General features: G+C 42.1%; 11 protein-coding genes. 5 read left to right on the plus strand and 6 right to left on the minus strand.

Features of this window, described 5'->3' with window-relative positions:
* Positions 1-57 precede the first annotated feature (57 nt).
* Positions 58-1,200 (minus strand): histidinol-phosphate transaminase, encoded by a 1,143-nt coding sequence (hisC, locus tag DABAL43B_RS08080; RefSeq protein WP_079691886.1) that lies wholly within the window; start codon positions 1,198-1,200, stop codon positions 58-60.
* Between the two features lie 85 nt (positions 1,201-1,285).
* Positions 1,286-2,467 carry a prephenate dehydratase gene (gene pheA / locus DABAL43B_RS08085; RefSeq protein ID WP_079691887.1) on the minus strand — a complete coding sequence of 394 codons (1,182 nt, stop codon included), beginning with the start codon at positions 2,465-2,467 and terminating at the stop codon, positions 1,286-1,288.
* Positions 2,468-3,093: 626 nt separating this feature from the next.
* On the opposite strand from pheA, the gene DABAL43B_RS08090 reads away from it, so the two are divergent.
* Positions 3,094-4,035, plus strand: coding sequence for a transaldolase (locus DABAL43B_RS08090; protein WP_079691888.1), 942 nt, complete (start codon positions 3,094-3,096; stop codon positions 4,033-4,035).
* A gap of 179 nt (positions 4,036-4,214) precedes the next feature.
* Positions 4,215-4,691, plus strand: a complete 477-nt coding sequence (locus tag DABAL43B_RS08095; RefSeq protein ID WP_079691889.1) for a hypothetical protein — start codon at positions 4,215-4,217, stop codon at positions 4,689-4,691.
* Between the two features lie 93 nt (positions 4,692-4,784).
* On the opposite strand, the gene DABAL43B_RS08100 is transcribed toward DABAL43B_RS08095, so the two are convergent.
* On the minus strand, positions 4,785-5,354 hold the full coding sequence (locus DABAL43B_RS08100; RefSeq protein ID WP_079691890.1) for an adenine phosphoribosyltransferase: 570 nt from the start codon (positions 5,352-5,354) through the stop codon (positions 4,785-4,787).
* 340 nt (positions 5,355-5,694) lie between these two features.
* Here DABAL43B_RS08100 and DABAL43B_RS08105 point away from each other — a divergent pair, with 340 nt between their 5' ends.
* Both DABAL43B_RS08105 and DABAL43B_RS08110 read left to right on the plus strand, forming a co-directional pair.
* Entirely contained in the window at positions 5,695-5,859 is a 165-nt protein-coding gene (locus DABAL43B_RS08105) for a rubredoxin (protein ID WP_068406924.1), read from the plus strand.
* Between the two features lie 28 nt (positions 5,860-5,887).
* Entirely contained in the window at positions 5,888-6,928 is a 1,041-nt protein-coding gene (locus tag DABAL43B_RS08110; RefSeq protein ID WP_079691891.1) for an alpha/beta fold hydrolase, read from the plus strand.
* 147 nt (positions 6,929-7,075) lie between these two features.
* On the opposite strand, the gene DABAL43B_RS08115 is transcribed toward DABAL43B_RS08110, so the two are convergent.
* Positions 7,076-8,068 carry a WG repeat-containing protein gene (locus DABAL43B_RS08115; protein ID WP_227516661.1) on the minus strand — a complete coding sequence of 331 codons (993 nt, stop codon included), beginning with the start codon at positions 8,066-8,068 and terminating at the stop codon, positions 7,076-7,078.
* Positions 8,069-8,471: 403 nt separating this feature from the next.
* Positions 8,472-8,600, minus strand: a complete 129-nt coding sequence (locus DABAL43B_RS14515) for a hypothetical protein (protein ID WP_264753811.1) — start codon at positions 8,598-8,600, stop codon at positions 8,472-8,474.
* Between DABAL43B_RS14515 and DABAL43B_RS08120 the strand changes: the two genes are divergently transcribed.
* Entirely contained in the window at positions 8,599-9,531 is a 933-nt protein-coding gene (locus DABAL43B_RS08120; protein WP_079691893.1) for a DMT family transporter, read from the plus strand. The two genes, DABAL43B_RS14515 and DABAL43B_RS08120, sit on opposite strands and share 2 nt — an antisense overlap.
* Before the next feature lie 120 nt (positions 9,532-9,651).
* Here DABAL43B_RS08120 and DABAL43B_RS08125 read toward each other — a convergent pair whose 3' ends face one another.
* Positions 9,652-11,073, minus strand: a complete 1,422-nt coding sequence (locus tag DABAL43B_RS08125) for a solute carrier family 23 protein (RefSeq protein WP_079691894.1) — start codon at positions 11,071-11,073, stop codon at positions 9,652-9,654.
* Positions 11,074-11,566: the final 493 nt, after the last annotated feature.

Consider the following 11,566-nt stretch of genomic DNA (forward strand, 5'->3'; position numbering starts at 1 on the left):
AAGTATTAACTTAACAATTTTGAGTTTGACAGCATTAAGCCTAATCATCAATCAATCTTAATCATCAGTCAATATAGAACGCAGCGTATCAATAAGGCGTGTATTGTCTTCTGCGACCCCAACGGTAATCCTTAACCAGTTAGGTAAGCCATAAGCATCCAGCGGACGCACTATAACGCCTTGCTCTAATAACGATTGGTAAATCACAGCAGCCGTTACGTCCTCCATCTCAACTTCTATTTCTACCATAACAAAGTTGGCATGTGATTTAATGAAGCCCAAGCCTAACGCATCAAACTGTTTCTCTAACCAGCGCATTTGCCCTTGGTTAGTTGACCTAACTTTTTCAATAAAATCTTGATCAGCAAGTGCGGCAGCGGCAGCGGCTAGAGCCACTCTGCTGACGTTAAATGGCTGACGAATTCGATTGAGCAACTCTGCTACTGGAACTGAGCTTAGCGCATAACCAACACGCAGACCGGCGAGTCCATAGGCTTTAGAAAAGGTGCGGACGATGACTACATTGTCAAATTCATCTAACAGCGCCCGATTATTACTCTCAGGACTATATTCGATATAAGCTTCATCCAATACTACCAATACTGAGCTTGGTATACTAACCATAAATTCATGCAGCTCTTTATGTTCAAGCTGCGTACCGGTTGGGTTATTAGGATTGGCGATAAACACTATCTTAGCATCAGGATTATCATGAACCGCTTGGCTCATGGCTTTTAGGTCATGACCAAACCGATTAGCAGCTACCTCAATGCCCATAGCACCTTGCATTTTAGCCAACATCGGATAAATGATAAAGGCATACTGGCTATAAACAATCGCATCATCAACACCGGCAAAACTACGCGCCAAGATATCAAGCAAATCATTAGAACCATTACCTAAGGTGATTTGATTAACATTAACATCGTTAAAATCAGCCAATGCTTGCTTCAGATAATAGCCATTGCCGTCAGGATAACGTGCCAGCTGACCCAACTGCTCAGTAATCGCTAGCGTGACTTGCGGTGAGCAGCCTATCGGGTTCTCATTACTGGCAAGCCTTACCACATCTGAGACGCCATACTCACGCGTCAACTCTTCAACCGGCTTTCCTGTTTGATAAGGTGCCAACTCTAAAATACTGTCATAGGCAGGCACTAGCGGTGATAAATTGGACTCTGTCGATTGGGTAGACTGCATGGTTTATCCTTAGATGTGATAACGCATCTATTATTGGCGAAGACGCTTGACTGAGTAATGACCGCTGCTTGTTATCTTGTTATCGCTATAATACGGCTTTTGGATAAGAACCTAGTATACGTAAGTCTTTGACCAATGGGCGGATATCAGCGATCGCAGCACTAACATTTGGGTCTTGAATATGCCCATCCATATCGATAAAGAAGACGTAAGCCCACTTATTAGGACGCTCTGGACGCGTTTCAATACTGGTCATAGATACGCCATGATACGATAATGGTTTTAAGATTTCGATAAGCGCACCGGCTTTGTCATGAGCTGAGACCATAATCGAGGTTTTATCTTGGCCTGATGGCGCGACCGCTTCGTGACCAATGATTAAGAATCGCGTGGTATTGCTTGGATTGTCTTCAATATTTGAGTAAAGCTTGTGTAAATCATATTCTGCAGCAGCCACATCTCCAGCTATCGCCGCCGAATGCCACTCGTTTTTCAAGCGACGCGCTGCTTCACCGTTGCTGGATACGGCAACACGCTCAACATTAGGAAAGTTCACATCGAGCCAATGACGACATTGTGCTAATGACTGCTGATGCGAATAAATACGGCTTAGACCATCGATTTTAGTATGTTCGGCGACCAAGAAATTTTGATGGATCGGCAGCTCAACTTCGCCGATAATTTTTAGCGTCGAAGATAAAAAGCCATCTAAAGTGTGATTGACCACGCCTTCTGATGAGTTTTCAACTGGCACCACACCATACATAGCTGTGCCCGCTTCCACTTCACGGAATACATCGGTAATGGTCGTCATTGGTACGGTATCGGCAGCTTTACCAAAGTGTTTTAATGCAGCGGCATGAGTAAAGGTACCGACTGGACCCAAGAAAGCAATACGTTGCGGCGCTTCTAAATCAAGGCATACCGACATGATCTCACGGAACAGGCGCGCCATTTTTTCATCGGCGATTGGTCCGGTATTGCGAGCCATCACAGCTTTTAGCACTTGCGCTTCACGCTCAGGGCGATAAAAGATGGGATTGCTATTATCGGCAGTCGGGTTGTTGGCAATGTGGTTTTTCTTTACCGCTGCCACTTGCTGAGCCAGCTTGGCACGGTTATTAATCAGTGTCTGAATTTCGCAGTCTACTGCATCAATATTTTGGCGAATATTGTCCAAAAACTCTTTTTCGTTTGCGGTATCGCTAGCGCCTACGCTGGTTTGATTTAGATTGTCCACGTTTTGCTCTGGTGACTGCTCACTCATTACCGCCCATCCTTTTTTTAGATTTCATCACTGTTAAGTATGACTATTTTTTGAAAACTACTGTATTAATATTTAATATTTGATTTAAAAAAACACTTAAATACTTTTGATATTTAATACTAGATATTTAGTACTAAGTGACATTTAACGTATCATCATTGGGTTTTTTAGGAAACCTCTTTTAAAAAGCTTCTTTTAGAAAACACTTCAATGATACAGTCACGTCATTAACTATTATATAGTCGATTCACTTTAAACAGAATACAGTATTGCTGGTATGAATTTTTTGAAGCCTCTGTCTGGCGAAGCGCACAGCAAGCGAGAAAAATTTATACCAGCAGAGTGTTGTGATAACCATATATTAATTAGTAAATGCCTAGCTAGACAGCTGACCGGCTCTACTATAGCAAAAACTACGGACAGTGCCCATTCGTAAATGAGTGTAAACCTGCAAATTGCTATAAATCTTAGCACAGTTATATAATATAAGGGCTAAGCACATTCAAACTATCAGGTAACATACGTTCAAATCTATGTTACAGTTTAATGGTACTCATAAGTTTATGTACTAGTACAACCATTAATAAGAAAATAACACCGTTAATTGACTATACCAAGGATATCTGATGAGCGCATTACAACAGCTTCGCACCATGACCACCATTGTCGCTGATACCGGCGACCTTGCCGCCATTGCTCGCCTAAAACCTATCGATGCCACCACCAATCCTAGCCTAATAACCAAAGCACTTATTAATCCTGATAATGAAGCGATGCTCTCAGAAGCCATGAGTCGCCATCGAGATGACATCGATGCCGTGATTGATGAGCTGACCATTCAGATTGGTTGCGATATTCTAGCCTTGATTGAAGGTCGCGTCTCAACGGAAGTCGATGCACGTTTGTCTTATGACACACAAGCGACGATTGATAAAGCTTTGGAGTTTATGGAAGCTTATCAAAAAGCCGGTATCGATTCAGAGCGCGTCCTGATTAAGATGGCAGCGACGTGGCAAGGCATTGAAGCGGCACGTTATCTGGAAACTCAGAATATTCACTGTAATTTGACATTGTTATTCGGTCAGCATCAAGCTATCGCCTGTGCTGATGCAGGCGTAACCTTGATTTCACCTTTTGTTGGACGTATTTTAGATTGGCAAAAACGCCAGCAAAACCGTCAAAATGTGCCGGCTTCTGATGATATGGGTGTGCAATCTGTTAAACTTATTTATCAATACTACAAACAGCATGGTTACAACACTCAAGTGATGGGCGCAAGCTTTCGTTCGACTGAGCAGATACTAGCATTAGCAGGTTGCGATTTATTGACCATAGCACCAAACCTCATCGACGAGCTGGCAGCAATGGATGTCGAGGTGACGCGTCAACTATCGCCAAGTATGTCAATGGATTTGGCAGATATGACTCGAGTGAGCTTGACCTCGGAAGAATTCAGTACAGCCTATCAGCAAGATACAGTTACTCAAGACTTATTACCAAAGGGTATTGATGGCTTTATTGGTGCGCGTGATGAGCTGGCGGCGATGTTAGCGACTATGCGTGACTAGACTTAATAAATCAAGTGTTGATCTGAGCGCATAACTAGCTTGAGCGTTAATCAATATAAGCGATAATTAATATCGACGATTTTCTATCAGTGTGAGTAGCAGGAAATAAAAGAAATTTGCCTGCTATTATTAATTTGGCTATTATGAGCGTCTTTAAATTACACAAGCAAGGCTGAATTATGAAACGGCTAGCAGTGATATTAGCAGGTAGTACGCTTGCGCTTAGTGCTCATGCAGTAAACTGGTCAAAAGTATCAGAAAGTCAGACTGGATCTACTTTTAGCTTAGATTTGGACTCTATTGAAAGCTCCGATATTAATATCATCGATGAAAAAAGTGTCGAAAATATCACCGTATCTATTCGTAGAACGTATCCTACACAAAAAAGTGTTACTAAAAACATAGCTAAAGGCGTAACGAAAGAAAGTAAAGAAGCGGATATTCATCATAGCGATCAGCAATGGCTCATCTCTTGTAAAGACGCCAGCTACTATAGGCGCGCTTACGTTAACTATGCCGCTGATGACAAGGTTATAAAATCTTGGCAATCAGAACAGCCAATACTGACCACCAAAGACTTCAAAGTCACTACGCCAAAAACGATTAGTCGTCTGCTAGTAGAACAGTCTTGTAAAAATTACGAGCAAGCTAAGTAAACGGTTTAAAATTAACTGACATAAAAAAGCGCGCTGAATGAGTTCAGTGCGCTTTTTCTTATACTGTAAAACTCACTTTATACACTCAGCTTTCTAAGCCTTTAATACCGTATAAACCGGCACTGGAAATTCACCGTGTAAAGCGACCAAATCCAGTAATACCAAAGCACCCACTACTGTATGCCCGGCTGACTTACACAACTCATAAGCGGTGGTAAGCGTGCCGCCAGTAGCTAATATATCATCGACCAATAAGACGCGCTCAGGTGGCAGATTGTTTTGCATCTCAAGCGTGTCTTTACCGTACTCGAGGGCATAAGCTTTATTAGCGACCGGTGGTGGCAGCTTACCGGGTTTACGTAGCAAAATCATACCTTTACCCAATCGACCCGCCAGCAAACTTGCAAACACAAACCCACGCGCTTCAACCGCACCCAAACAATCTACCTCGTCCATTACGCCTTCAGGCAGTGCAGTAAGCAGCGCATCAATCACTTCATTAATATGACTGCGCAGTAACGGTGTAATATCATAAAAATCAATGCCGACTTTCGGGAAGTCTGCTACTGTGCGAATGATTTGCCAAAATGGATGATCGATATTGAGTGTATTAGATGACTCGGTTGCGGTATTAGCTGATGTAACGGCGGTGTTAGCGCTCATAATAACCCTTAGCTTGTATGACTTAGATGGTGATATAACAATGATCAACGACGTATGAATTTGTAAAATTAGCGGCGGCAATTATATCATAAGCGGCTTTAATATTGCGCTGAGATGGGCAAAAACACCACTGCTTAAGTAAATAAAATCAGGCATAGTGACTTGATAAATGCTGATTAATCTCAATATACAAGTGTAAACTTAACTATGAAAATGACGGTTATATGCTAAACTACTTGCGTTTTTACGGTCTACATATTGACGGTAATCATTCTTGATGTGTAGTTAATATCAACTTAAAAATGTACGGTAACACTGGTAATAATCGATAGGACTATTTATGAAACGTTATGAATGTATTGTCTGCGGCTGGATATATGACGAAGAACTCGGCTGTCCTGAAGAAGGTATTGCACCGGGCACAAAATGGGAAGATATCCCTGATGATTGGACATGCCCAGAATGCGGCGTTGGCAAGCTTGATTTTGAGATGCTTGAATTTTAAGCCAACGACCTTTTAAATAGGACAGTTCATGACAGAATCAAACGACATCAACAATAGCGCTAACTTGCCTGAAACGTCAGGGAAAAGTCTAGGCAGCTACCCTACTCCTGAATGGCAACAATTTGGCGAACACCAATGGCGCGCCTCAGATCTTAGCGAGCATCTTCATCAAGCAATGATAGATATTGGTGATGGCATCGAGCTGTGCGTTGAGGCTGGTGGTAACCCTAATAACCCACCATTACTGATGATTATGGGACTTGGCTCGCAAATGATATTTTGGCCAAACAACTTCATTAAGCGCCTTATTGATGCCGGTTTTTTTGTGATTCGTTTTGACAATCGTGATATTGGTTTGTCCTCTAAGGTACAGATTGACGGTCTACCCCGTATCAGTCAGCTAAAAATGATGATGCGTCTGCAAACTGGGTTATCTAATAAGGGTACACAAGTTGCTTATAATTTAACCGATATGGCAGAAGATACAGCGCGTTTAATCAAAGCATTACAGCTTGGCAAAACACATCTACTTGGCGCCTCTATGGGCGGTATGATTGCGCAGATCGTGGCGGCGCGTTATCCAAGTTTAATACAGCGGATGGCGTTGATGTTTACCACCACCAATCGTGCCTTTTTAAAGCCGCCCAAGCCCAAACAGTTATACACGCTGATTAATCGTCCTGAGAGCCATTCTGAGCGCGATATTGTACGTCATAGTGTCTGGTTTATGAAGACCGTCGGTACGCCAGGACATGTAAACGTACGAATGGTGCGTGACATTGCCAAGCTACGCTATCAACGTAACTTTCATCCGCTTGGTACAGTACAACAGCTGAATGCTATTTTAGCGTCAGGCTCTATCAGCCGATTCAGCAAGCAAGTCAAAGCACCGACGATCGTGCTGCATGGTAGCGCAGACGGTCTGCTGCCTTCCTCACAAGGACGGGTAGTTGCCAAGACCATCCCTAATGCCAGATTTCATTTAATCGAAGGCATGGCTCACGATATCCCTGAATATTATCAGCCTTACATGGTAGATTTGATTAGCAATCACTTATTAGACAAATAGTTTTTTACAGTCTGAACTTATTGGCTGAATAGCTAATTATAAAAAAAGAGTGACAAACCTATCGATGACTCATAGGATTATCACTCTTTTTTGTTGCTAATTTTTCTGATTATTTTTTATACTGAAACTTAAGCTTGCTCTTAAAGTCTAGTCACAACCAACAGCAGCGCCTGCTTTATCAATACACATTTTATTACCGTTTTCTAAGCTGCCAATCCAAGCCTTGTCCTCTATAAATACAAATGACGGTTTGTCTTTATAGCTGCTATCAAGACTGAGGCTCTTATTATCAGAATTATTAAAATTGTCAAAACCAAAAGGAATCACAAGCTCGCCGCCCAGATTGATAAAACCCCATTCTCCATTGATACGTACGCCAGCCAAGCCTTCTGAAAATGCACGTGCCTCATCAAACGAATAGGTAATCATAGCGACATTGTTATCGTCAATAAAGCCCCATCTACCGTCTTGTTGATGCGGCTGTAGCGTGGTAAAACGACTTGCTGGCGCTGGTCGCTGCTCTGAAGCATTGGCGTTATTGACATTCTTAGCAGGTTGTTTTTTCGAAGGCGACTGAGTATTAGCACTGCTGTTTGGGTCGTTCTTAGTGTTGCCACTTTTATCCAACCAGCTGATCGCTTTATTTTTGCGCACACGAGCCATACCGCCACGGTAATTATCAATATCACTAATGGATGCTGAAAACGGCACTATAGTCTTATTAGCGGTGTCAATAACGCCATAATGACCACCCTGTTTAACTACAATACGACCCTCAGATACGGCGCGCGCCCAGCCTTGACCGCCACTTAGCGCATCGTACATCACAGGAATCACTTCACGACCTTGCATATTGAGATAACCGACATGTCCATTTCGCATGACCGGCAATAGACCGCTAGATATTTTATCAGCATCAACTTTTTGATAGCGCGATAAATCAACGAGACTCTTACCTTGGCTATTGATGAGCGCTACCGGTGCACCAAAGTCTTTTACTGCCAAAAAATAACCCCTACTCGCCGTGCAAGAGACATTTTTATAATAGCTTTTTGGTATTTTACAGCTGGCTGCTTGGGCGCTTGGCACGGCAAATAGCGCCGTTACTAAAGCGCTAGTAATAAGAGAGTACCGCATCATTTGTGGGTGCAATCCAGATGTTGATATTAATGATATTTGTCGTTTTGATAAGGAACGTCGAAGCATAAGCAAACCTAAGCTAAAAGTAGTAGCAAGTATTTAAGTATTTAAGTGTTTTTAGGAGTATCAATCTTTTAAGATGATGATATTTCACAATATAATTGGCAAACAGAGTAACAAATAGCAGCGTTTGCGCCAATGCCATTCCTGTAAGGATGTGACTCGCTTATATATAGTCTGTTTAAAATAGCAAAGGGACATCTATCATAGCGTAGTGCTACTTGCTACTGCACAAAAAATTTCTTATTTGCTGTTCACAAGTGTGAAAGAGGCTACAAAAAACTCATACCAGTAGCACACTATGGTTTTTAAATTGGATCGACCATAGCTCTACGCACTGTCATCATAAAATAAATAATGCTGAACCATTCCAATTTAAGCTCAAAACATCGACAATGTGGTTCATTTTAGCGACTTCTTTAGCACGCGACGATTTAAAAAATAAAACGGTATTGATATAAGGATCATCCATGGCTATTGCCTCTTCACGCTCCGCCGCAACTGGCTTGGTCATTGGTTGTATTATCTTTGGCTTGGGTAGCTTGATTGTAGCTCATGTCGCTATTGGCGGTTGGGCAATGGCTTTTTGGCGCCTTGCTATATCAGGTATTATCTTTACGATACTGGCTAAAATGATGGGGCAACGTTTACCGCAGTCAAAGCGGGCTATCGTTTATGGTTTATTATCCGGCGTATTTTTAGGTTTGGATTTAGCTTTATGGCACGAGAGCATCTATGCGGTTGGTCCCGGTATTTCAACCTTACTCAACAGTTTACAGATTTTCTTTTTAGCGGCCATCGGTTTTTTATATTTTAACGAGCGTCAATCTATCTTACAGCTCATCAGTTTGTTTTTAGCGATGTTAGGTGTGGCGATGATAGGGAGTCCTGAGTTTGCGCAAAACAAGGCTGCTACTTGGGGGTTTGTCACTGGTATTATATCAGGGGCGATGCTTGCCGCGTCGATGACTTTTATACGCAAAACGCACGATACTGAACCAACACCGATATTTGTATTGATGCAACTGGTGAGTATCGGCGGCGTACTGGCGATGATTGTGCCAATGTTCGTCTTTGATATGGGTAATATTCTACCCAATACTTGGTCTGAGATTGGCTGGATATTGATTTATGGGACGGTAATGCAGTGCTTAGCCTGGGGTCTTATCGCTTACTCTATTCCCAAGCTATCTTTGGCATTGACTGGGCTGCTATTATTGACTGAACCCATTGCTGCATTGGTGATTGACTACAGCTGGCTGGGTAAGTCTATCAACACCTTACAATGGAGTGGCGCGCTACTGACTATGTTTGCCATCTATTTGGGTTCACTAAAACCTAAGCCTCGCGCCCTAAGACGTTATCGGTTTTTTGCACGATTTTATAAGCGGGATTATAAGTAAAGATCACAGTAAATAACAATTTTTATAAATAAAAGGCGTAATCAATAAAAGCCACAATAATCATTGTGGCTTTTATTGATTAATGTATTAATTTATTTTAAGCTTAAGATGGCTAAACAATTAATCTTTTTGACGATTAAATAAAGCATTCAACACAATAGCCGTCAAAGTAGCGGTACCAATACCGCCCAAATCAAAGCCACCTAAATGCAAGCTAAAGTTACCGGTCCCCATAATGACTGTCACAGCAGCAATGATTAGATTGCTGTTTTTACTAAAGTCGATATGACTGTCTATCCAAATTTTTGCACCAGCAATCGCAATCAAACCAAATACGACGATAGAAGCGCCACCTAATAATGCGGGTGGAATGGTTTGAATAATTGCACCAAATTTCGGTGACAATCCAAGCATGATAGCGACTAATCCCGCGATGACAAAGATAGTCGTACTATAGACTTTAGTCACTGCCATGACGCCGATATTTTCAGCATAAGTGGTCACACCTGTCCCACCAAAGCCCGCTGAAAACGTCGTTGCCAAGCCATCAGCAAAGAATGCACGCCCCATATAAGGCGTCACGCGAGCTTTTGTCATACCTTCGACCGCTTTAAAATGACCTAAGTTTTCGGCAACCAAAATAAATGCCACCGGCGCAATTAAGATAATGGCACTCATCTCAAATTTTGGCGCATGAGTACTTGGCAGACCAAACCATGAAGCGGTAGACACGCCACTAAAATCAATGGGACTACCAAAGCCCATAATATTGGTCATTACATAATAAGCGACATAAGATAATATCAAGCCAACCAGCAACAAGAGACGACGTAGCATACCGCGCGTAAAGACAGCCACACCGCTGATTAATAATACCGTTAACGCAGCCATCCACGCATCAAACTGATTGGCGGATACCCCTTGAATGGTCACTGGCGCTAAATTAAGACCAATAATCATTACAATGGCGCCGGTAACAATAGGTGGCATCAGACGCTCAATCCATCCTGTACCGGTTTTCATCACCAATAAGCCTATCAAAGCATAAATAATACCGCATGCCATGATACCGCCCAAAGCGACATTCAAATTATCGTTAAACCCGACACCTGCATAAGCAGTCACTGCGATAACTGGACCGATAAAAGCAAAGCTTGAGCCCAAGTAACTTGGCATACGCCCACCAGTGATGATAAAAAACATCACCGTACAAATACCGGACATCAAAATAGCTAAATTAGGATCAAAACCCATTAATAAAGGCGCAAGTACTGTCGAGCCAAACATGGCAAAGGTATGTTGTACACCAAGCAACATACTTTTTGATGGTGGCAAATACTCATTGATACCGACTGGCGTGCGGTCTAAATCACCTTTGAATGGTCGCCATGTAGGGAACCAGCGGCCATTTTCAAAGTCCGGATCATACGGTAAGCTCATCGTAGCTGAATCGATACCCGCAGCGTCTAACGCTGTTGGAGACAAAGATTCTGCTTGACTGTTTTTCTCTGATTGAGATGAGTTCTCTGGAGGGTTTGCCATGCGCGAATGTCCTATGAGGCCTAAGCTAATAATAACAGGCTAGTAATAGCTAGGATAAATAAAGAGATGATAAATAGCTATATTTGTAATAATGGTTATTGTCAATAAAGCATATTATAATAGACAGCTGCTTATGTAATAAAAATAATTAGTGCGTTGCTGGTATAAAATTTCCTCGCTTGCTGTGCGCTTTGCACTCCAGAGGCTTCGAAAAATTCATTCCAGCAACGCTGTATTCTTTTTAAAGTGTATTCACTATAGCTGGAATATATATAACTTATAAACTATCATCTGTGCCTACAACTTAGCGATGACAAATAGCAAGAAAGCAGCGTATATTGATACGCCTTTTTAAAAGCTTCTACTATATCCACTCACTTGTTTGGAGAAAGGCAGATAACATGCTTTATTTTATAAAACAGCCATATTTTGCTAGATGTATCGGGCGAGATATGTTCTACTAAATTCACCGCTTCGGCCGCTCGCACCTTAC

The sequence above is a fragment of the Psychrobacter sp. DAB_AL43B genome, from assembly GCF_900168255.1.
In the GTDB taxonomy this organism is placed as follows: Bacteria; Pseudomonadota; Gammaproteobacteria; order Pseudomonadales; family Moraxellaceae; genus Psychrobacter.